Raw genomic sequence first — 21,210 nt, forward strand, 5'->3', positions numbered from 1 at the left:
CTCATTCAAAAAATCAATTATTTTTGTGCAGTCTCGAACTTTTCTGTTACAGCATCCCAGTTGATGATGTTAAAGAAGCTTGCAATATAATCAGGTCTTCTGTTTTGGTAGTTCAGATAGTAGGCATGCTCCCAAACGTCGAGGCCAAGTATGGCAGTCTTCCCTTCCATAACCGGGTTGTCCTGGTTTGGCGTGCTTGTTACTTCAAGCTTGCCGTTCTCACCGGCAACCAGCCATGCCCATCCAGAACCAAAACGTGTTGCGGCAGCTGCAGAGAATTCTTTTTTGAAGTTGTCAAAGCTGCCAAATGCTTCGTTGATCGCTGCTTGCAGTTTGCCTGAAGGCGCATTGTTTTCTTTAGCAGGAGCAATCACTTCCCAGAACAGGCTGTGGTTCAGGTGCCCGCCGCCATTGTTCCTTACAACAGTTCTAACCGCCTCCGGAACAGCATCAAGGTTCGCAAGCAGTTCTTCAAGAGATTTTCCCTGGAGTTCAGGCTTGCCTTCAAGCGCAGCATTCAGATTGTTTACATATGTTTGATGGTGTTTGCCATAGTGGATTTCCATTGTCGTCTTGTCAATATGAGGCTCCAATGCGTTGAAATCATACTTTAAAGCTGGCAGTGAATAAATTGTCATTATGTAATCCCCCTAAGAATTATATTTTTATACCTATTAGTATAATAAGTACAGTTAAATAATATAAGATCCCATCCTGAAAATCAAATGGTTTGTCTGCGATGTCAATAATTTATACTTTATGGTATAATTAATATGTAATCTTAAATTTTCTCTCCACAACGGAGGTAATAATATGAATCCTATTCCAAAGAGCACGAAAGAGAAAATTCTTGATTTGCTCAAAAAGGAAGAATCCTTGACGGTCAATGATTTAACGGATCGTCTCCAAATTACCCATATGGCAGTACGAAAGCACCTCATCAGCCTTGAAAAGGATGGCCTGATTGCCTCAAAGGCAATCAAGCAGCCGATGGGAAGGCCGCTCCAATCGTACATGCTATCCAGTAAGGCCCAAGGACATTTCCCCAAAAATTATGAAGGCATTAGTGTTGAATTCCTTCATGACATAAAAGAAATCCATGGCGAAGAGTCGGTTGAGCTTTTATTTAAAAAAAGGGAGGACCGTCTCACCCGCGAATACAGCAGCAGGATCGGGGATAAAACTACTGCATTTGAGAAGCTTAACGAGCTGGCTGACATTCAAAACGAAAAAGGCTATATGGCTGAGCTGGCCCAAGTTGATGAAAACACCTTCGAATTGACCGAATATAACTGCCCAATCTTCTCTGTCGCAAGGGATTTCAAGGTCGCTTGCCGCTGTGAGACCGAGCTGTTTAAAAACATCCTCGGCACGGAACAGATCAATAGAACCTGCTGCCAGACAGATGGCGACAGCCACTGCAAATTTTTATTTAAAATAAACTGAGGAGCATACTGCGGTATGCTCCTCGTTTTTTTACGCGGCTAGTTTTAAATATTGAAAGCCGTTTTAGCCGTGCTCTTTCATGCACATCGGGTTCATTGCCACAGCTGGTAGTTGATGCAGCAACTTTTCACGCATGTTTAATTAAATCGAGACTGCAGTGCGGGTTTTTATAATAACGCCGATAATGGCTAGACTGGGAACCCCGGTCCCTCGCAGCCTATTTGATCCACTTTGTGACTGGCTCAAATGGTTTGCGCTTACCTTCGGGCGGGCTCGCTAACGGATAGCCAAGATAAAGGAATCCAAGTACTTCGCCTTTCTCAGACAGGCCAAAAAACTGTTTCATCAGCGGGTCATATGTTGGCTTTCCCGTTCTCCATACCCCGGCAAGACCAAGGCTATGTGCCGCCAGCAGCATGTTTTGAATGCAGGCGTATACCGCTCCATATTCTTCGACGTCAATCGCTTTTGGGTTGTCGCTTGGCTCAACAGCTACCGCGATGATTGCAGGAGCCCGAAATGGCTTCTCTTGGACTTTCTCCAGCTTTTTCGAATCTGTTTCACCGTTATTCCGGACAATTTTGAGGAGAACATCCCCCAGCTGTTTGCGGCCCTCACCCGTTAGGACAAAAAATCGCCATGGCTCTGTCCGGTGGTGGTTTGGAGCCCAAGTACCAGCTTCTAAAATTCGCTCAATGTCCGCTTCCGGTACAGCCTCATCCTTTACAAGCCCAAAGCTTCGCCGCGTCTTGATTGCTTCCAGTACATCCACGTAATCTCATCCTTGTCAAAAATATTTAGTGGCGGTCCGAATTTTTCCTCAAACCTCATTTTGCATCATAAACAGGGACTTTTCCTTGCTGCATGCTAAACTAGCAGGAGTCCTTAAACAGCCGGTGGCCCAAACTTTCCAAGCCGGAAGTCGCGATAAGCCTGCTTGATTTCTTCCATGGTGTTCATAACAAACGGGCCGTACGGAACGATCTCTTCCTTAATCGGGGTGCCGGAATAGACAAGCACCTTGGAACGCCTGCTGTTTGATTTAATGACAAGCTCGCTTGTATTATTCTCATTCCCGCCATCGTTAAAGGTTAACGTGCCAACGCCATGTTTTTTTAAATTCACCTGGTTGCCCCCAAAGTCCATATCTCCTGATAGCACATAAACGAAAGCATTGTGAGTTTCAGGCAGCTTGTGGACATAGGTTACCCCGTTATCCAGGGAAATTTCAGACAGAGTGATTGGGACAAGGGAATTCAGCGGGCCCTTTACACCGGCAATATCCCCTGAGAATACTTTTACAGAACCACCCTCGAAGTTTACCGTGGGTGCATCCTCGCTGTAAATATTCTGGTAGGTCGTTTCCGTATTCTTCAGGTGCTTCGGCAGGTTTAGCCACAGCTGCAGGGTATGCGCAATATCGTTATCCACGCCTTCTTCCGCATGCCTTGCTGCCCAGCCGGCATTCATATACTGCACATCACCTGGCTCAAGAATGTCTCGCCCGCCGGCATTATCAATATGCTCCAGTCGCCCATCCACTACATATGTAACAGTCTGGAACCCTCTGTGCGGGTGATCGGAAAACGTTCCGCGCTTAAACCAGTCCTCGGCCATTAAAACAAACGGATCAAAGTCTGCCCAGCGGTCGACAGGCAGGATCCATCCCTTTTGGATAGAAGGAAAACCAACTTCCTCATATTTAACATACCAATGATCTTTAACATTTCTTTGTAAAATTTGTTCTGCCAAATTTGCCACTCCTTTTTTTGATGATCTTTTTTTATAATTTTTGTTTTTAAAAATTTATCTATCTCCATTTGCCGCCGCTTCTTTCCACGCTTTTCGGGTAAACACTGATCATTCTGACCATGTTAACACACAGCATGATAAAAACAATAAATGTAACAGCGGGATTAGACCCAATAAAAAAATGGGCAAGGGCCGCGGCAATCATTGGCTTTGTTAAAGCAAATATGGTCATTTTCCAAAGCAACTGAAATTTTAACTTTCTTTGCAAAAGTCTGCTAAGTACCAGGCCACACCCTGCCAGAAAGGTGAGTCCCGCTAATCCGTAAAAAAACATAAAAAACGGATATAAGATAAGCACCTGGGTGATATAAAGACTTTGATTTCCCTGACTTGCATGAAAAAGCAAGTCCGTTTCCACAGGAAGCAGCATAACGATCATGAGTATGAAAAAGTAAAGAATCGTACTTTTCATATCTAATTTGTTCAACCGCACTACAGCTGCCTTTTTCGGAAATAACAAGCAATCCTTCAATACGGTAATGTATTTCATTTCATCGTCCTTTATTTATGCATAAACAGCCAATTCTGCCTCAATGTACTGTTTAATCAGCTCCAGGCATTCCTCGGCAGTTTTTGCAAATATCCGCTTGCCGTTTACGATTGCATACGGCCTTTTGGCACACATTCCGCAGAAGGAAAGGCAGCTGTTTTCAATTACCGCAACTTCCGGGTATCCTGTTTCCAAAATTTCTTCCAGGGGAATTTCCGTAATCAGACTGCCATCACAAATTTCAACAACAACAATTCCCATTGCGCTTCCCCTCCTTGTCATGAGTATTGGCACTTTCTAAACTTAAAGGTATAAAAACCGGATGCAAGTTCCTAGAGAATTGTAGCCGTAAGTTTCAGCTTCTTCCCTTCATGCTTTACCAGGAGTTCAATGATATCATCATCTTCGACGAAAAAATCATTAACATATTTCAGCCCCCTGTGAAACTGCTGTGTTCCTTCAAAGTAAAACACCTCAGCAGTTCCCTTGACTGTTTGGGAAAACTCGAAGCCGCAGTCAATATGCAAAGTGACCATCTTTCCATTAAATTTGCTAAACACCTTTGAGACGGGCTTGCCATCAATAAGTAAAACATCTGAACCTTTATGCTGCTGGACAGTGATAACCCCTGCTACTTCTGTCATACGGCTTCCTCTATTGTAAAATATGGTTGTTACAGCAACTAATTTATTTTTTATACCTTTTAGTATAAAAATATGATTCTATTACATCATAGTTAAAGGAAAAATGCAATCCATAGGAGGTTCTTCATCTATATTTAGTTTCCGAATATCCAAATAAGTCTCCCCCAAAGAACTGTTTTTTCTTTCATTTTATCATTTCTTATTCACCAACCTGCCCGTTCGCGGATAACGAAATTTACATAAAAAAACCGCAATTGCTTGGCGGTTTAAGGAAGGGTTTATGATGATTCATTTTTTGTATAGATATGATACCCGATTACTTTCTCGACAATCTGAAACGAGTTGCTCAGCAACTCTTACTTGTTATGATTCTTTTTCCATAAGGCGGTTGCGATAGCGTTAAAAAGATTACCAAGAAACTCGAGGATAGTGCTCATCGAATGATACCTCCAGCCTATTATCATTAATTGCCTTTGTTTGTTCAACGATGAAGAGAAAGAAAGGTTACAAATCTTATTTAACTAGCGCAACTTAAGAAGCTCCCGCCTGAAGAAATTTATTCTAAACGCATTACAATCTCAAGTCCTGTAGGTTTGTCCTTAAAGGGAGTGCTATATTCTCTAAAAACCAGGTCAAATCCTGACATATCGTCCGGTAAAGGTGGAGACACAGTGAAGTTGTAGTTAAGGTGTCTTGCGGAACCGCCTCCATCAGTAACTCGGCAATCATATTTGATTAAAGAGCTACCTGTTCCCTTAACTCAGCTTCATCCCAACCTTTACAAACATCTACCCATTCCTTTGCAAATGAATATTGAAACAACTCATCAATAGTCAGTTCTATCGCAGAATTGGTGCTGCCGCAGGCCGGAAAAAGAGTCTTGAAGCGTTTCATTGAGACATCCAAGTAGACATCCAGTTCATTTTTCAAACCAAACGGACAAACCCCGCCGATCGCGTGTCCGGTTTGATCCAATACTTCATCAGGCATGAGCATACGTGCTTTGAAGCCAAATGCATGACGAAATTTCTTGTTATCGATTTTTGCATCTCCGGCAGCGACGATCAAGATGGGTTTCTCTTCTTGTCCCCTGAAGGATAATGTTTTTGCAATACGAGCAGGAATGACACCAATTGTGTCAGCTGCCTGCTCAACCGTAGCGCTCGATGTTTCAAACTCCATCACATCATCTTCACGATTCCACTGAGTAAAATGGGCTTTTACACTTTCCAAAGACATCTTATTCATCCTTCCCCTATCGGTGTTATATAGAATCATAACACAACTTAATTGGAAAAAAATGAAGAGGATCTTGGAAAAGCTAAGCAATGATGAGTTTTAATGCTAAGGTCCCGTACATACATAATCACTTCTTACTACCTTTTTGCTCCTCTATTCCCTGGTGAGTGGCTGTATGCCGGATAGTTTCTTCCATTTGCCGGTGTTTGTCAGATTGTTAACTCTTAATCGCATGTTTGACATTGAGTCGTGTCGATTCGCATTTGCTTTGCCAACTTCTTTTGTATGTAAGGTAGCAAACAAGTCAATAATTAGAAAGGGAATCGTTGACGTTTGATTCCCACAAACGAATGGGTACTTTGATAATGTCAGCTGAATTGGGCTGCTCTTAGATGTTCCTGGTTATATTACAGTTTGATCAACGATTTCAGATTAAAGAAGAGGTGAATCATGATGGTCAAGGCAATACAAAACGCTGATTACGAAGCACTTGTGGAAAATGCGGACAAACCAGTTATTCTGGAGTTTGGGGCGGATTGGTGACCGGGCTGCCGACAATTGAGGCCGGTGGTCTCTGCGGTTGCTGAACAGGAAACAGACGTGGATTTCTTTTATGTTGATGTGGATCAAGCACCTGATTTGGCTAGCAGGTTTGGTATCATGAGCATTCCAACCCTTGTTCAAATTAAAAATGGAAAAGAAACAAATCGCTCGGTAGGTTTTATGCCTGAGGAGCAAGTAAAAGAATTTGCTCTCTCATAAACAATCCTATTTTACGCGGACCTGCTTTATGGAGCACTTTGCGTTCCAATCTGGCAGGTCCTTCATACTTTTTTTCAAGCCTGTCCGTTAAAAAGCTTAATTTATACATTAAAGAGCCTATACAACAATTCCAAGCCTAACCAACTGTTTCCCGTCTCAAAATAATAATTTTTACTTGTTTCACTATCGTAAACTGTTGGCATGGATTTTTTCGTTTTGATAAATGCCTTATGATTTATTTTCCCAAAATATAGATTTATTCTTCAAATACTTTCATGTACAGTCACCAACCTCAGTAAATAAAAACTGCCGCACGTCCGTAAGAGTTACCTGCTTTTTAAAAGGTTTTAATTTAATTTTTTGACAAAGTAATTTTAGTGGTATAATATTATCTCGAATTCAAAATATTTTAATTCGAGATAATTATAATATTTTGAGTTTCAAAGAAATGTTGAATTATAAAGAGGTGTATGGCGTGGGGTTTTTGAGCAAATTAATTGGTACATCAACCACCAAGGAGGAAATAGCAATGGAAAAATTAAATATCGGAATTATTTTAGGAAGCACACGTCAAGGACGTGTCAGCCCTCAAGTTGGCAACTGGGTAAAGGAGATTGCTGACAAACGTGGCGATGCAAATTATGAAATCGTAGATATTGCGGACTTCAAATTACCATTTGTAGGCGAAGGTACTGGTGAAGAACCTGGATTAAAAGCATGGCCAGAAAAGCTTGCAAACTTGGATGGATTCGTATTTATTGTCCCAGAATACAATCACAGCATTACAGGAGCATTAAAAAATGCACTTGATTCAGCACGGGATGAATGGCACAATAAAGCAGCCGGTATCGTAAGCTACGGTTCCACAGGTGGTGCACGTGCAGCTGAACATTTACGCGGAATCTTAGGAGAATTACTTGTTGCGGACGTTCGTGTACACCCAACATTGTCTTTATTTACAGATTTTGAAAACTTCGCTGAATTCAAACCTGCTGATTTACACCTGAATAATGTCAATCTTATGCTTGACCAAGTGATCGCATGGAGTGGAGCATTAAAAACTTTACGATAAAAACATAGAAATTTACAAAGATGGGGGGTGATCATTCACCTCCCTTTTTTGTGCGGTTAGCATTAAATATTAAAAAGACACCTGATTGTTCGACAAGGTAAACAGTTCCTTCAATTTTTCAACCTATAGAAAACTGTGGCTTCATGATAAAATAATATATTAATAATCTATCTTTCCAGCTTTTATCCCCATAATTCTCACAAGCAGGTGTACGATATTGGATATCAAGCATTTACAATATTTTATTGAGGTTTCAAATTTTAATAGTTTCTCACGTGCGGCGAATCATTTATTCATCACGCAACCAACCATTAGTAAAATGATTAAAAATCTGGAGATAGAGCTGGGAGTTGCTCTTTTTGACCGATCTCGAAAGCAATTGGTCTTAACTGATGCAGGACGCATTATTTTGGAGCAAGCGCGATTAATTGACAAAGCGTTTAAGAATTTAGAAATAGAATTAGACAATCTGACAGGACTAAAAAAGGGGCATATTCGCATCGGTTTGCCACCAATATTTGATGCCCAGTATTTTCTTAAAATAGTTGGCATTTTTCACGAAAGATATCCTCAGATCACTTTTCAATTGGTTGAGGATGGTTCAAAGAAAATCGAAGAAGCGGTAGGAAACAATCTTCTCGATGTTGGTGTGATTGTTCTTCCGACTAAAAACGACATCTTTGACCATTTCTCTTTTATGGAAGAAGACCTAAGGCTTATCCTTCATCCATCGCATCCATTAGCAGAACGAGAGGAAGTAAATTTAGCTGAATTGGCGAAGGAATCGTTCATATTGTTTAATAAGGACTTTGTCCTAAACGACCGAATTGTTTATTCTTGCAACAATGCAGGCTTCAATCCACACGTTATTTCGGAAAGCTCACAACGATTTTTTATTGAAGAAATGGTCGCAAACAAATTTGGTGTTTCCCTGCTGCCGGAAAGTGTTTGCAAGGATCTAAATAAAAATGTAAAGTCAGTCAAAGTAGTGAATCCATCAATCAGTTGGAATCTGGCGATTATATGGGGTAAAAATCAATATTTATCCTTTGCTGCGAAAGAATGGCTGCAGTTCATGAAACAACAGCTTAAACTCGGTTATCGATAAACGTGTAATAAAAATATTCTTTGCTGAAAACGGTTCTTCTTATAGAGCCGTTTTTTTCATTCAACTGATCTATATACATGTTGCATACGTGTAAGTGTTTACATAGATAACATCTATACTAATCATAAAATATAACAATTTTACTAACCGAACAATGCGGCGTAAACTTTTGACAAGCAAGAAAAACCTTTTAACAAAGTGGATATAGTGTTTATTCAGCTAGAATCCGGATGAAAGGAAGCTATTTAATGAAAGCAAAAAAAGTGAGCGAAAGCCGTATTGTCAATACCGCGCAAGTATTATCTTGCGACTTAAATAACTACAATACATTGTTTGGCGGCGTCTTGATGAAAAAGCTCGATGATGCCGCAACTTTATCAGCCCGCAGGCATTCCAGGGTTAAAGAATGTGTAACTGCATCCACGGATTCAATCGATTTCTTATGCCCTATTCATCAAACTGATTCAGTCTGTGTGGAATCGTTTGTCACATACACAGGAAAAAGCTCCATGGAGATTTTTTGCAAAGTTATTGCCGAAGATATGATGAATGGCGAGCGTCGGATCGCTGCTACGGCATTTTTGACATTTGTAGCTTTAGATGATAATAAGCGGCCTGTTGAAGTTCCACATGTCTTACCAGAAACAGAAGAAGAAGAATTCCTCTTCAACACAGGTAAAGACAGAGCAGAAATGCGTAAATTCAGAAGACAAAAAAGTAAAGAATTAGCTGAGTATATTTCACTGGAAAAACCATGGGACAAATAATAGGAGGATGAATTTGATGCTAACTTTATGCAGTATTGATGAGCTAACAACCACCAAACAAGCCCTGGAGAAGTTAAAAAAGGACCATCCAAACCTTTTTGGAAAACTGTTGGATATCGTTAATCTTACGCGTGCATTGCATTTTAAATATCATTACATGGGAAGTTTAGTTATGGGTGAGGATCCTGGCCAAGCCGTCCCAAATTATGTATATGGCTCTGTACTGCGCTTGTATAAGAAAGAGTTGCAAAAATTAAAAGATGACGATGATTTCCCAGTATTACAAAAAACTTTTTCTGAATTCAGTAACACCGGTTACGCAAAAATCAGTCTTTTAGTACTCGGTGAAACACCTGAATCATTAGCCTCTTCTGGCATCAGGTAACTTGCCTTGCAACGACCATAAAATTGGAATACGCCGTTATAACCAACGTGACCCTTTTTCCATTATACATGATTGTTAGTGGTGATAAATTTGTACTCTATAGGGACAGATAACAGTGCAGGGAGACAAAGAATCGGTATTAATCAAAAAAACGCCATGAGGGCGTTTTTCCGTAAGATATATTTCTGTGGCAAACAACCAAAACAGATCCACTAAAATACTTATTGCAGAATCTTACGTCCAGATGGCTCTGTCACTTTACCGACATATGCAGACTGATAGATTTTGAAAATATCCTCCTTGTCTAAAGGCAAAGGACTCCTGGCCAATAGCCGCTTCTGCTTTACTCCATCTTCGGTCAATTTTTCAAGCGCACTTTCCGGAATTCCAAATCCCTGTAATGTTTGCGGGATTCCTACGTCTGCTACCAGTTTTTCAAGCTCCTCTACACATTTGTATGAAGCCTCTTCATCGGATAAATAAGCTGAATTTCCTCCTAAAGCGTTCAGAATATCAGCCATCCGTTTCGTGCAGCTGCTTCTTATATACCCCATCACATATGGCAGAAGGACAGCATTGGATTCGCCATGCGGAATATGGAACTGGCCTCCGAGGGGATACGCAAGTGCGTGGACACCTGCAACCCCGGCATTGAAAAAGGCAAGTCCGGCAATATAGCTTCCATCGCTCATATCGATGCGTGCTTGTTTATTTTGCCCGTCGGCCACCGCTTTCCTGATCGAGCGGCTAATCAAACGAATCGCCTGGAGGGCCAAACCGTCCGTTGTGGGATTGCCGTTGACAGACACATATGCCTCAATTGCATGGGTTAGTGCGTCAACACCCGTTGCGGCCGTTACATTTGCTGGCATCGTAACCGTCAACTCCGGATCGACAATCGCTGAATCTGCCAGCAAATAATCATGGGTGACCACATCTTTCGTGGTTTCCAAAGACAGAACCGCTATATTTGTCACTTCTGAACCGGTACCCGATGTAGTCGGAATCAGGATTTTCGACAACCCTTTTTTGGAAACTTGCTTTGTGCCTGAAAGATTTAGGTAGTCTGCTACCAAACCTTCATGTTCCGATAGAACAGCGGCAAGCTTGGCAAGGTCGAGCGCACTTCCGCCTCCCAGTCCAATGACGAGGTCGAATCCCCCCTCCCTTGTATATTTGACGAGTTTTTCGCCCACTTCAAGAGGGGGTTCCGGCTCGATATCAGTATAAATATCAACATCAAATCCTTTTTGCTTCAATGGACCGGTTATACGGTCAGTCAAGCCTATTTGCTTAAGTACGGGATCTGTCACCAGTAAAATGCGCTTGGCCCCGTATTTTTCGACCTCCGGAATGAGCTGCTCTAAAGAACCCCATCCGGTGTAACTTAATGGTGTAAATACGAGCTTTGAAAAAGCCATATTAGGCCCTCCTTCCTTATTCGTAATAACCCTCTGTTGATTTGCGAAAATTCCTGAATTGTTCCGAATCGTGCCCGAACCATACCTGTGATTTAGTTTCCGACGAAATCCTGCGTATCTTTTCCACTGTTTTTGCATAACCGAGTGAGTCATAAATGATCCCCGGCGGCTTGATTGGCGGTCCGTAGCTTTCTGCTGTGTAAATGGCGTCCGATGCCAGAATGATGCCACCCATTTCCGGCAGCTGGAGGTGAAGCCCGATCATTCCCCACGCATGCCCGCTTCCAAAGTTCAAAACCTTCACTCCGTCTGCCAGAACGAGATTGTCCTCGTCTCGTTTCACGGTCCTCCATTGCAAGTTGTTCTTGATCCATGCATCAATATCCCCCCAAATGTAGGCACCTTCTTTTTGATTACGTGCATACGATTGGAGCGTACCGTTCAGTTCATCTTCATGAACGATAATGGTAGCATTCGTAAACATTTCCAGGCAGCCAGCATGGTCCAAATGGAGATGGGAGGCAACTACAAATTTAATGTCTTCCGGCCTGACCCGCAATTGCTCGAGCCGGTTGTGCAGGTAACATTCCTCATTTGCCGTCCATGGAAACGTCTGCTGGGTCGCCTCAGTCCATCGTCCTTGTGGCCCCATCGACTCCGGATTGCAGGCAGTGTCGAATAGGATTTTTCCGGCAGGATGGTCAATAAGCACTGTATAAATAGGAAACTCGACAAATTCAGTTTGCGCGTTCGGTTTTTTGAGCGTCGCCGGATTGTGCATGGCAATCAACCAGTTCTTATCCATTTGCATTCTTCCATTATCCATTACGTACAGCTTTGGATGTTGTTTAATAGTGTTGCACATCCGTATATTCCCCCTTATAAAAATGTTTTTACAGAAACAAATTTTAATTCCGTCATTTCCTCAACGGCGTACTTAATTCCTTCACGCCCATAACCGCTCTCCTTTACACCGCCGTACGGCATATGGTCGACCCTGAACGTCGGAATATCATTGATGATAATAGCACCGGACTCAATCTTTCTTGCGGCATAAAACGCTTCATCGATATTTGTGGAATAAACTCCAACATTCAAACCATAGACTGAATCATTGACAAAACCAATCGCTTCATCCAAATCTTTATACGGCATGATCGACACAACTGGTGCAAAAACTTCCTTGCAGGCAACTTTCATTTTTCCGTTGACATCAAGTAAGATTGTTGGCTCAAATACCGTATTTTGTCTGCTTCCTCCGAGCGCTACTTTGGCACCTCCTTCTTCTGCCTCCTTGACCCAAGTTTCAATCCGGTCAATTTCCTTGCTGTGGATCATCGCGCTGATATTCGTATTCTCATCTAAAGGATCGCCGATTTTTAAAGTTTTCGATTGTTCAGTAAAACGCTTACAAAAATCTTCATAAATATCTTCGTGAACATAAATCCGTTGCAATGAAATACATACCTGTCCTGAATAAACAAAAGCACCTTCCACACATCTTGAGATGACCCGTTCAAGTGGAACGTTTGGCTGGACAATGACCGCCGAATTGGAACCCAGCTCCAGCGTTACTTTTTTCAATCCAGCTTTCGCCTTGATGTCTTTTCCAACCTCCGCACTGCCTGTAAAAGTTACCTTTTTTACCCGATTATCCGTGACCAGAGGATCCCCAATCTCGGCACCACTTCCAGTCACGATCTGCAGAGCACCTTTTGGCAGGCCGGCTTCATCAAAAATTTCGGCCATTTTCAATGCGCTTAAAGGAGTTTGATTAGCAGGCTTTAAAACGACCGTGTTCCCGGCTGCAAAGGCCGGTCCGAGTTTATGGGCTACAAGGTTAAACGGGAAGTTAAAAGGTGTGATTGCTGCTACTACCCCGAGTGGTTCCCGCCATGTCATCCCCAGCCGATTTTCACCACCCGGTGCAGCGTCCATCGGAATGGTCTCACCGTAAATCCGCTTCGCCTCTTCAGCGGCAAATTGGTACGTAACGATTGTCCTGTCAATTTCTCCGCGTGCTGTCTTGATTGGTTTGCCTGCTTCCTGAGCAATGATAGTAGCCAATTCCTCTTTTCGCTCACGCATCAATTCAACGACGCGGTATAGAATGGCAGACCTTTGATGTGCAGGCATCTCCTTCATTTGCTGAAAAGCCTCATAAGCCCCTTCAATCGCAACATTTACATCAGCAGTATCAGCCTTGCTTATATTTGCAAGTAAAGCGCCGCGGTATGGAGAATAAAGCGGATATGTACGATCCTTTACGATCCATTCTCCATTAATAAATAGCCCTTTTGTCGTCGCATTCAAGTTATCCCCTCCTTAATATTTGTCATCATTTATTAATGCAATAATTATGCCAATGTGATCATTACTGAAAACTAAAGTGATTGTTCATCCCTGGCTGTTGAAAAAATTCACCAAAAATAAAGGAATCATTGATAATCTTCTAGAATTAAAGTGGTGATAATATTCACTGTTTTCTGAAAATATTCACCAGAGGGGTGTTTAAATGGAAACGCAAAGCTTGCTTCATTCCATTCCGTGGGAAAACATTCTTTCATCGATGCATAATAGTGTCCTCGTCGTTGATGATCACGGAACCATCAGGTTTATGAATTCCTCTGCGAGAGCTTTGTTTCAACTCGAGGCTCAAAGTTGGGAAGGCCGAAGCATTGAAAAACTTGTTCCAAATCAAAAAATTATGAAAGTTTTAAAAAACGGCGACAGCTTTATTGGTGAAAAGATCGTCATTAACGGAAAGCAGTGCATGGTCAATCGTACTCCTTTATATGAAGACGGCAATCTCATTGGCGGAATAAGTGTCATTCAGGATATCTCCGAAATTGAACAATACCGGAATTTGCTGAAACAGTGGGAAGCGGTTTTGGAGTTTTCAACCGATGGAATTTATGTCGTGAACAGTGAAGGCATTACGATTTATGTCAATAAAGCTTACGAGGATATGACCGGCTTTGACCGTAAAGACCTGATCGGCAGGCATATGAAGAAATTAATGTTGAACGGCTATATCGATCAATCTGTGTCCCTGCTCGTTCTGGAAAAGAAACAGAAAATCTCAATCATACAAAAAATCGGCGGCAAAAAAGATGTCATTGTAACCGGGAACCCGGTTCTGAATGATTCTGGTGAAATTGAGTTAGTTGTAACGAGCGTCAGAGATATTACGCAACTGAACGATATCAAGCATGAATTATTAAGAGCCAAAACCTTTTCACAATTTCATGATCACCGCTTTTCCGTGAAGATACATGACTCTGATCAACACGTCGTCTTCCAAAGCGAAAAAATGAGCGAGGTCCATGACAAGGTGAAACAGGTCGCTCCCTATCCAACCAGCATTCTTTTATCCGGGCCCTCAGGGGGTGGAAAAGAGGTATTCGCTAATTTGATACACCATTACAGCACGAGAAAAAATGAACCTTTCATCAAAGTGAATTGCGGTGCGATTCCTGAGCAGCTGTTGGAATCGGAACTATTCGGTTATGAAAAAGGCGCATTTACCGGGGCGAATAAGGATGGGAAAATCGGCCTGCTTGAACTTGCCGATGGCGGAACCGTCATGTTTGATGAAATTGGTGAAATGCCGCTCACGATCCAGGTGAAGATGCTTAGAGTCATCCAGGAAAAACAGATTATAAGACTTGGTGGAATAACACCAAGAAAACTTGATATCCGAATCATTTCGGCCACCAATAAAGACTTAAATAAACTTATTGAAAAAGGAGATTTTCGCGAAGACCTATATTATCGGCTCCAGGTAGTCGAAATTCATATTCCTCCTCTTGTCGAACGGCAGGAAGATATCCTTTTATTGGTTGATCATTATTTTTCGTATTTCTGCCAACAGTTCCGCATTGAAAAGCGCTTGTCTGAAGAGTCCAAAAAAATCCTTCAGTCTTACCATTGGCCCGGCAACGTAAGAGAACTCCGGAATCTGATGGAAAATATGATTGTTTCTATTCCAGCAAATCTCATCGAGCCACATCATCTGCCCGTGCATGTTTATAGCCAGGCAGATTTTGAAAAGCCATTAACACTCAAACAAAAAGTCGAAAATTATGAACAGCGAATCGTCTATGACACGATAAAGAAGCATCCTTCTTTAAGAAAAGCAGCTGTAGAACTTGGTATTGACCATTCAACACTAGTCAAGAAAATAAAGAAATGGAGGAACTAAAAAAAGGGCCTGACCCGCGCTGCTTTAAAGCATTAACGCAGCGGGGGTCAGGCACCTAAAACATCCACAATTATAAAAACATGCTCATATTCATTGTCGTGATCACGGACTGATCAGGATAAATGGTTCTTGCAGCGATTTTCCACTGGTTATCCACTTTTCGGATTATGTCATGTCTTTCTCCAAACATCTGCTCAATGTCAAGAGTTGAGCCTCTGCTGCGCTGGAAAAGGAAATAACTTCTCACTTTGAATTCATCAGGGTTAGCTGTGCTTTCGATCATAACATTGGTAATGAAATGTCGTTGTCTTGTGGCCGGGTTTTCAACCCATGCCGATTTTGTGTATAACCGATGCACCCTTGTCGTTAATGATTTTTTCGTTTCTTCAAAAAATGATATATCCTTAGCAATATCTTCTACTCCAACACCTTCTACTGTTTCGCGCAAAGGCATCCTGTATTGAAGATCATCCGCTAATAATTCCAGCCACTCTTTATATTTACGATTATCTAAAAAATAGGCTTCTTGATAAAGAAAATTGGTGAGTTCATAGTGTAATTGATAGTTTATTTTGTCCTGTAGTTCCGTGCTCATTTGCTTTCCTCCAATACAAAAAGATCTTTGGAGATGAGCTTAAGCCACTGTTCATGCATACTTCTCGATAGTGCATCAATATAGGTTGTTGGATAGGCTATACCTGGCCCGGGGAAATTCGGATCTGGTTCAACCCGATTGAATCCCATTAAATAGTTGCTTACACTATTATAATTCAACTCTTTATCCCGCATCATTAAACCTTTACTTACTTCGACAATACGCGCCCACGTTTCGGTGTCATCTTGTTCCAATGTCCCGGATGGACCAAATGAGCCTAAATATCCTTTGTATGCAGCTTCTTTATATTCTTCGGGAGCTGCTTTATCAATCAAGAACCAGCACCATACTTCTACCCGGTCAGGCGCTAACGGCCTCCACATCCTAAAATTTAGATAGTTGTGTAAATCTCCTTCAGTGCCATGAATCGGACTTACAAATGATAGATTTGGATAGACGCCTCCTACAAACACCGTTACCCTTGACTGAATGTCGAGCTGCTCTTGAGTTAAATTTCTCTCAAACATTGGCCACATCGATTCTGGCGTACCCTGGAATGGGACCCTGGCTTTACCGGTTTTAGAAGTAATGACATTAATGCCATGGGCATTTTCCATGACAACCTGATGCCCATAGCCGGCATAAAGAGGGTCTTCAGGACTTATCCCCATTTCAACGGTTGAGCGATGGGTAGTTTGTACATGATAAGGATCAGCAGCAAAGTTTTCGGCAGTTGCTTTCCAGTTGGCTTTGGCCACCCAACGCTGCGGAAGGCCTCTAACTTCCATGCCACCGTCGCTCCTGCCCAGCATTAAGTCAAAATACCATTTCATTTCTCCTAAGTATTCTTCCAAAGGTTCCGCATGCGGATCTAAATTCCCAAAAATCATTCCTTGGTAGATGCCAACCTGGGGAATTTTCCGAAGTCCCCATTCAGATTTATCCATTTCTTCGCCGTATATTTTATTGCCTGCGACAATTCCGATGAGCTCTCCTTCAAGATTATAGCTCCATCCATGATAAGGGCATGTAAATGTTTTTTTATTCCCCCGGTCTGCTGTGCATAATTGCGTGCCGCGATGTGTACAAGAATTTAGGTACGCCTTTATCTCTCCATTCCGATTCTTTACGAGTAAGACTGGATCATTTACCATCCACCTGGTCACATAACTGCCAGGCTCCTTTAATTCTGTTTCATGTCCTAAGAATTGCCAAGTATGTCCAAATATCTTTTCCATTTCCAGCTGATAAATATCCGGGTCAGTCAACACCCATTGGGGCAATAACCCTTCCTTCATTTTATCTTCTAAAATATGAAATGCTTTTTCATCCAATGTCTTTCTAATCATCGCACGATGCCTCCTTCTCCTATAAAACGCCAACCGCCTTGCATAGATTCCAGAGTTTATATTGCTCCATCAAGTAAACAAGGCGTTTAAGCATTATAGTAAAAATAATCACATTAAACGTTCACAGGGGCCTTTATTTTAATTTCCGACCGCTCTTCCTGGAGTTTATCAAAGCTGCCATACTTCTCTTTAACCAGCAAGAGGGCTACAGCTCCGACAATGCTTGGAATCGCAAAAGCAATGAAAGCATTCTGCGGAGCAATCCCTGCAGCCAGGATAAAAGCAATGAGAGTAGGAGCCAAAATTGCCCCAATCCGTCCAAATCCCAATGCCCAGCCCATTCCAGTTGCACGTGCTTCCGGTGGGTAGTATTCCGCTATATATGGATTTGTCAGGTTCATATTACCTACCGTACATGCTCCACCGATCATGATCAATATATATAGAAGGAATAAATTAGAAGTTAAACTCAATGAAACAAAACATATGGCACCTAAAGCATATAGACTGATCAGAACTTTTTTATGACCAATCTTTTCAGCCAGGTAGCCTCCCACTAAGGAACCCAGCACCTGCCCGAAGCACAGCACGAGGTTAAAAGATAAACTTGAGGTCAGGCCATACCCGGATTGCTGCATAATTTTAGGAAGCCAGGTATTCAATCCATAGACCATCAGGAGACAACTGAAAACAGCCAGCCAAATAGCGAGGGTGCTTGCCGTCCGCTTGTTTTCAAACAGTTTTTTGACAGTCGATCCTTTGAAAGCTTTTTGTCCACTTGAATACTGGAAAGAATCACTTTCTTTATAATGTCCAGCTGGGTCAATCCGATTTAGTACCAAGGAAAGCTCCTTAGCTTGATTTTTCCCAACTTTATAAGACAGAGATTCTGGGAAAAATTTAAAATAGAACGGCAATGTCAGAAATGGTATGACTCCAATCCAGTAAATAATTCGCCAGTCTGTCTCTGGAACCAGATACATGCCGATAAGGTTCGCAAGAATCCCTCCGACCGAATAGCCGCAATACATAGTCGCAACGATAAGTGCCCTGTTTCTTTTAGGAGAATATTCGGTCATGAGAGAGATGACCATTGGCATTAATCCGCCCATTCCAAGTGCGGCAATAAACCGCATAACGGTAAAAAATGTAGGGTTCGGTGCCAGGCCTGCAGCTAATGTAAAAATACTGAAAAGGACCATACAAATCGCCAATACCCTTTTCTTTCCAACTTTATCCGCAAGCGGACCAAATACAAATGCACCAATCATCATGCCGACTAGAGAATAGCTGCCCACAGCCCCGGCCTGAACGGGCGTAAGGCTCCATTCTTCCATTAACCACGGCAAACTAACTCCGTACATGGCAATGTCAAAACCATCAAACATAATGGCATAGAAACACCAGAGATAGATAAGCAAATGAAAGCGGTTAAATTTACTGGCAGCGACAACTTCTGATGGGTTTATAGTACGCATATTAACACTCCATTCCATTTTTATTCAAAGCACATAAGACATTACGATCACCTAAAATTGTAAGCGTATACATAAAACTGCAATAAATGGATCTTTGCAACACCTTCTCCTTCGTAGATTGGTATTCTTACAATGATAATAGTAGCTTTATAGAAACCGCACAATCGTAGTGTTCCACTATATGCAACAATTTAAAATTTTTTTAATTTTTTAAAATTAACTAAAGGAGCAGCGTTTGATCTTTATAATCACTTTCCTGCAATAAAAAAATGCATCCCTACAAAGCGAATGCTGCGCTTTAGGATGCAGTAAAGAATTATATAATCGCTCCAGTCTGCAATGGCATAAATGGCATTTCAAATGGCAAACCCACATAGTTTTCTGCGAGTGAGGTGGCTGCCGCAGAGGAAGAGGTTACATACTCCAGTTCTGCCAGCTGGATGCCGTATTCGAATGGGTTATGATTAAAGTTCCGATGTAAAGTGGTTGTCATCCACGACGAAAACCGCTGTGCCTTCCAGACTCTGCCCAAGCAGATTTCTGAATAGCAGCCCAGAATTTCCTGTTTGCCCTCATGGAAAAATTCACTCAACCCACGTGATAGTACGAGAATGTCTGCTACAGCGAGATTTAGACCTTTCGCCCCAGTTGGCGGAACGATATGGGCTGCATCCCCGGCCAGGAACAATCGCCCGTGTTGCATCGTTTCACAGACGAAACTCCTCATTGCAACTATGTTCTTTTGGAAAATCGGACCGTCTACCAATTTCCAATCTCCAGTATCGACCCTGGCATGCAGCTCTGTCCAAATCCGATCATCGGACCAGTTCGCGATGTCGTCTTTTGCATCCACTTGCAGATAGTGACGCTGTATTTCTGGTGAACGGGTACTGAGCAAAGCGAAGCCACGTTCGTGATGTGCATAGATTAATTCAGGGTTTGCTGGAGGAGTTTTGGCGAGAATGCCGAGCCAGCCAAACGGGTATACCTTTTGTTTTTCGCTCCGTATACTGTCCGGAATAGTTCGCCGGCTCGGACCGTGAAAACCGTCGCATCCTGCAATAAAATCACTTTCAATTTCGTGCGTCTCCCCTTCCATAATAAAATGGATCTTTGGAGACGCAGTATCAATGTCATGAAGACTGACATTACGGACACTGAAATAGATTTTTCCGCCTGCCTTGATTCGCGCATCAATCAAATCCTTGATTACTTCATGTTGAGCGTAAACGTTGATGCTTTTGCCACCAGTCAGCCCAAAAAAGTCGATCCGATGCCTTTTCCCATTGAACTGCAATTCAATGCCTTTGTGGACCTGTCCTTCCCTTGCCATTCGTTCACCAACACCCGCTGCTTTCAAAACATCCATAGTTCCCTGTTCTAGCACTCCTGCTCGGATCGTGGCTTCGATGTCTTGACGAGAACGATGTTCGAGGACAATCGAGTCAATGCCCTGTAAATGTAAAAGATGTGAAAGAAGAAGACCGGCTGGGCCGGCCCCGATGATGCCAACCTGTGTTTTCATCATTTGGCAAGTACGCTCTCTTCCTGGGTTTCTACAGTGACAAGTGCGCTTTTGGCAAATGTGATCAGCGCATTCCAGCTGCCTGATGATTGCCCGTCAGCTAAATAAACCGGTTCGGAGCCTTCCTCAATCATGCTGAATAACATGGCAAGATGGCGCCCTCCTGATTCCACTTTCGCCATTCCGGCATACTGCGGAAGCATGTTATACGCAGCTTGATAATCCTTGTTCATCACGAATTCAACGAACTGCTTATCGAGGGCATGTTCGGCTACGGTCGGCTTGTTATGTCTCCCGCGAACTAAATTATGTGATAAGGCTCCGCTTGAAACGAAAACGATCTTTTTGTCACTTTTCCGTAAAACCTTGGCAATCACTTGCCCCCATTTATACGTTTCCTCAAGACTCGCAGCTAATGTCACCGATAAATTGATAACGGGAATATCCTCCTGTGGCACAAGATAGCGCAATGGTACGACACTGCCGTAATCCCAAACATAATAAGGATCATTCACTCCCTGGACTTGAAGGCCGGCATCCTGCCCGGCTTTGACCAATTCGTCGGCAAGGTCTGGATCGCCCGGGTAATGATAAGGAACATCCTTGATCAGGTCGGGGGCTTCGATAGCTGTTAAAATACCATTATGCTCCGGTGTGCAGTCAACGTAATGGAAGAAAGTCGATGGCCAGTGGCAAGAAACAAGCACAATCGCATCCGGCTTCAACCTGTAAATTTCTTTAGAAACATCTTTCATGGCGGAAACCATATCCTTTTGAAACTCAGGAACCTGGTCTTCGTGACAAATACTAGGAACATGGGGCACCAGCATGCTTAACTCAATCGTCATAATAACCTCCCGTTTAAATAAATATCGATAGAAGCAAACGCTTACAATAATCAACAAAAAAAGAT

The 21,210-nt window shown here is 42.4% G+C and carries 22 protein-coding genes; 7 read left to right on the forward strand and 15 right to left on the reverse strand.

The genetic code is table 11. From position 1 onward, the window contains the following. Window positions 1-17: 17 nt before the first annotated feature. A complete protein-coding gene (locus tag CVD23_RS00910) occupies window positions 18-638 on the reverse strand; it encodes a superoxide dismutase (RefSeq protein WP_101664774.1) in 621 nt (206 codons plus the stop codon). 175 nt (window positions 639-813) lie between these two features. On the opposite strand from CVD23_RS00910, the gene CVD23_RS00915 reads away from it, so the two are divergent. Further along, window positions 814-1,446, forward strand: a complete 633-nt coding sequence (locus CVD23_RS00915; protein ID WP_101664776.1) for a helix-turn-helix transcriptional regulator — start codon at window positions 814-816, stop codon at window positions 1,444-1,446. A 217-nt stretch (window positions 1,447-1,663) separates the two neighbouring features. Here CVD23_RS00915 and CVD23_RS00920 read toward each other — a convergent pair whose 3' ends face one another. The 6 genes from CVD23_RS00920 to CVD23_RS00945 form a co-directional block, all read right to left on the reverse strand. Continuing rightward, on the reverse strand, window positions 1,664-2,218 hold the full coding sequence (locus tag CVD23_RS00920) for a nitroreductase family protein (protein WP_101664778.1): 555 nt from the start codon (window positions 2,216-2,218) through the stop codon (window positions 1,664-1,666). Window positions 2,219-2,331: 113 nt separating this feature from the next. Continuing rightward, window positions 2,332-3,198, reverse strand: a complete 867-nt coding sequence (locus CVD23_RS00925; RefSeq protein WP_101664780.1) for a pirin family protein — start codon at window positions 3,196-3,198, stop codon at window positions 2,332-2,334. A 58-nt stretch (window positions 3,199-3,256) separates the two neighbouring features. Next, window positions 3,257-3,748 carry a DUF1189 family protein gene (locus tag CVD23_RS00930; protein ID WP_101664782.1) on the reverse strand — a complete coding sequence of 164 codons (492 nt, stop codon included), beginning with the start codon at window positions 3,746-3,748 and terminating at the stop codon, window positions 3,257-3,259. Window positions 3,749-3,763: 15 nt separating this feature from the next. Next, window positions 3,764-4,009, reverse strand: a complete 246-nt coding sequence (locus CVD23_RS00935) for a DUF1450 domain-containing protein (protein WP_101664784.1) — start codon at window positions 4,007-4,009, stop codon at window positions 3,764-3,766. Between the two features lie 71 nt (window positions 4,010-4,080). Further along, window positions 4,081-4,392, reverse strand: coding sequence for a hypothetical protein (locus CVD23_RS00940; RefSeq protein ID WP_101664786.1), 312 nt, complete (start codon window positions 4,390-4,392; stop codon window positions 4,081-4,083). A gap of 735 nt (window positions 4,393-5,127) precedes the next feature. Next, entirely contained in the window at window positions 5,128-5,631 is a 504-nt protein-coding gene (locus CVD23_RS00945) for a YbaK/EbsC family protein (protein WP_101664788.1), read from the reverse strand. A 558-nt stretch (window positions 5,632-6,189) separates the two neighbouring features. Here CVD23_RS00945 and CVD23_RS00950 point away from each other — a divergent pair. The 5 genes from CVD23_RS00950 to CVD23_RS00970 all read left to right on the forward strand — a co-directional run bounded on the left by CVD23_RS00950 (window position 6,190) and on the right by CVD23_RS00970 (window position 9,725). Beyond that, the gene (locus CVD23_RS00950) at window positions 6,190-6,393 is read left to right on the forward strand and encodes a thioredoxin family protein (protein WP_257987816.1); all 204 of its coding nucleotides are present in this window, start codon (window positions 6,190-6,192) and stop codon (window positions 6,391-6,393) included. A gap of 529 nt (window positions 6,394-6,922) precedes the next feature. After that, window positions 6,923-7,465, forward strand: coding sequence for an NADPH-dependent FMN reductase (locus CVD23_RS00955; protein WP_180955476.1), 543 nt, complete (start codon window positions 6,923-6,925; stop codon window positions 7,463-7,465). Between the two features lie 217 nt (window positions 7,466-7,682). Continuing rightward, a complete protein-coding gene (gene cidR / locus CVD23_RS00960) occupies window positions 7,683-8,573 on the forward strand; it encodes a cidABC operon transcriptional activator CidR (RefSeq protein WP_101664790.1) in 891 nt (296 codons plus the stop codon). Between the two features lie 248 nt (window positions 8,574-8,821). After that, the gene (locus CVD23_RS00965; protein WP_101664792.1) at window positions 8,822-9,340 is read left to right on the forward strand and encodes an acyl-CoA thioesterase; all 519 of its coding nucleotides are present in this window, start codon (window positions 8,822-8,824) and stop codon (window positions 9,338-9,340) included. 16 nt (window positions 9,341-9,356) lie between these two features. Continuing rightward, on the forward strand, window positions 9,357-9,725 hold the full coding sequence (locus CVD23_RS00970) for a hypothetical protein (protein WP_101577133.1): 369 nt from the start codon (window positions 9,357-9,359) through the stop codon (window positions 9,723-9,725). Window positions 9,726-9,946: 221 nt separating this feature from the next. On the opposite strand, the gene CVD23_RS00975 is transcribed toward CVD23_RS00970, so the two are convergent. Genes CVD23_RS00975 through CVD23_RS00985 form a run of 3 tightly spaced genes read right to left on the reverse strand, consistent with a single transcriptional unit; the run spans window position 9,947 to window position 13,459 of the window. Continuing rightward, entirely contained in the window at window positions 9,947-11,146 is a 1,200-nt protein-coding gene (locus tag CVD23_RS00975; protein ID WP_101664794.1) for an iron-containing alcohol dehydrogenase, read from the reverse strand. Between the two features lie 16 nt (window positions 11,147-11,162). Then, window positions 11,163-12,011: an AhlS family quorum-quenching N-acyl homoserine lactonase gene (gene ahlS, locus CVD23_RS00980; RefSeq protein ID WP_101664796.1), complete on the reverse strand. Its 849-nt coding sequence runs from the start codon at window positions 12,009-12,011 to the stop codon at window positions 11,163-11,165. Between the two features lie 14 nt (window positions 12,012-12,025). Beyond that, window positions 12,026-13,459, reverse strand: a complete 1,434-nt coding sequence (locus CVD23_RS00985; protein WP_101577130.1) for an aldehyde dehydrogenase family protein — start codon at window positions 13,457-13,459, stop codon at window positions 12,026-12,028. A 202-nt stretch (window positions 13,460-13,661) separates the two neighbouring features. On the opposite strand from CVD23_RS00985, the gene CVD23_RS00990 reads away from it, so the two are divergent. Beyond that, a complete protein-coding gene (locus CVD23_RS00990; protein WP_101664798.1) occupies window positions 13,662-15,350 on the forward strand; it encodes a sigma 54-interacting transcriptional regulator in 1,689 nt (562 codons plus the stop codon). 70 nt (window positions 15,351-15,420) lie between these two features. On the opposite strand, the gene CVD23_RS00995 is transcribed toward CVD23_RS00990, so the two are convergent. From CVD23_RS00995 to CVD23_RS01015, 5 genes are all read right to left on the reverse strand, one after another. After that, window positions 15,421-15,945, reverse strand: coding sequence for a 3-phenylpropionate/cinnamic acid dioxygenase subunit beta (locus tag CVD23_RS00995; protein WP_101664800.1), 525 nt, complete (start codon window positions 15,943-15,945; stop codon window positions 15,421-15,423). Then, entirely contained in the window at window positions 15,942-17,294 is a 1,353-nt protein-coding gene (locus CVD23_RS01000) for an aromatic ring-hydroxylating oxygenase subunit alpha (RefSeq protein ID WP_101664802.1), read from the reverse strand. Before CVD23_RS01000 ends, CVD23_RS00995 begins: the two co-directional genes overlap by 4 nt. Before the next feature lie 113 nt (window positions 17,295-17,407). Then, window positions 17,408-18,772, reverse strand: a complete 1,365-nt coding sequence (locus tag CVD23_RS01005) for an MFS transporter (protein ID WP_101664804.1) — start codon at window positions 18,770-18,772, stop codon at window positions 17,408-17,410. 316 nt (window positions 18,773-19,088) lie between these two features. After that, entirely contained in the window at window positions 19,089-20,297 is a 1,209-nt protein-coding gene (gene pobA / locus CVD23_RS01010; RefSeq protein ID WP_101664895.1) for a 4-hydroxybenzoate 3-monooxygenase, read from the reverse strand. Next, window positions 20,297-21,145: an extradiol ring-cleavage dioxygenase gene (locus tag CVD23_RS01015; protein WP_101664806.1), complete on the reverse strand. Its 849-nt coding sequence runs from the start codon at window positions 21,143-21,145 to the stop codon at window positions 20,297-20,299. The genes pobA and CVD23_RS01015 overlap by 1 nt, the downstream gene beginning before the upstream one ends. Window positions 21,146-21,210 lie beyond the last annotated feature (65 nt).

Origin of the sequence: Bacillus sp. V33-4 (genome assembly GCF_002860225.1) — a bacterium.
Taxonomy (GTDB): domain Bacteria; phylum Bacillota; class Bacilli; order Bacillales; family Cytobacillaceae; genus Bacillus_BJ; species Bacillus_BJ canaveralius.

Excerpts from the sequence above, each read along its gene's own strand:
- CVD23_RS00965 (WP_101664792.1), top strand. The coding sequence starts at position 8,822 with ATGAAAGCAAAAAAAGTGAGCGAAAGCCGTATTGTCAATACCGCGCAA.
- ahlS (WP_101664796.1), bottom strand. The coding sequence starts at position 12,011 with ATGTGCAACACTATTAAACAACATCCAAAGCTGTACGTAATGGATAAT.
- CVD23_RS01015 (WP_101664806.1), bottom strand. The coding sequence starts at position 21,145 with ATGACGATTGAGTTAAGCATGCTGGTGCCCCATGTTCCTAGTATTTGT.
- CVD23_RS00990 (WP_101664798.1), top strand. The coding sequence starts at position 13,662 with ATGGAAACGCAAAGCTTGCTTCATTCCATTCCGTGGGAAAACATTCTT.
- CVD23_RS00975 (WP_101664794.1), bottom strand. The coding sequence starts at position 11,146 with ATGGCTTTTTCAAAGCTCGTATTTACACCATTAAGTTACACCGGATGG.
- CVD23_RS00935 (WP_101664784.1), bottom strand. The coding sequence starts at position 4,009 with ATGGGAATTGTTGTTGTTGAAATTTGTGATGGCAGTCTGATTACGGAA.
- CVD23_RS00970 (WP_101577133.1), top strand. The coding sequence starts at position 9,357 with ATGCTAACTTTATGCAGTATTGATGAGCTAACAACCACCAAACAAGCC.
- pobA (WP_101664895.1), bottom strand. The coding sequence starts at position 20,297 with ATGAAAACACAGGTTGGCATCATCGGGGCCGGCCCAGCCGGTCTTCTT.
- CVD23_RS01005 (WP_101664804.1), bottom strand. The coding sequence starts at position 18,772 with ATGCGTACTATAAACCCATCAGAAGTTGTCGCTGCCAGTAAATTTAAC.
- CVD23_RS00945 (WP_101664788.1), bottom strand. The coding sequence starts at position 5,631 with ATGTCTTTGGAAAGTGTAAAAGCCCATTTTACTCAGTGGAATCGTGAA.
- CVD23_RS00955 (WP_180955476.1), top strand. The coding sequence starts at position 6,923 with ATGGAAAAATTAAATATCGGAATTATTTTAGGAAGCACACGTCAAGGA.
- CVD23_RS01000 (WP_101664802.1), bottom strand. The coding sequence starts at position 17,294 with ATGATTAGAAAGACATTGGATGAAAAAGCATTTCATATTTTAGAAGAT.
- CVD23_RS00910 (WP_101664774.1), bottom strand. The coding sequence starts at position 638 with ATGACAATTTATTCACTGCCAGCTTTAAAGTATGATTTCAACGCATTG.
- CVD23_RS00930 (WP_101664782.1), bottom strand. The coding sequence starts at position 3,748 with ATGAAATACATTACCGTATTGAAGGATTGCTTGTTATTTCCGAAAAAG.
- CVD23_RS00995 (WP_101664800.1), bottom strand. The coding sequence starts at position 15,945 with ATGAGCACGGAACTACAGGACAAAATAAACTATCAATTACACTATGAA.
- CVD23_RS00940 (WP_101664786.1), bottom strand. The coding sequence starts at position 4,392 with ATGACAGAAGTAGCAGGGGTTATCACTGTCCAGCAGCATAAAGGTTCA.
- CVD23_RS00915 (WP_101664776.1), top strand. The coding sequence starts at position 814 with ATGAATCCTATTCCAAAGAGCACGAAAGAGAAAATTCTTGATTTGCTC.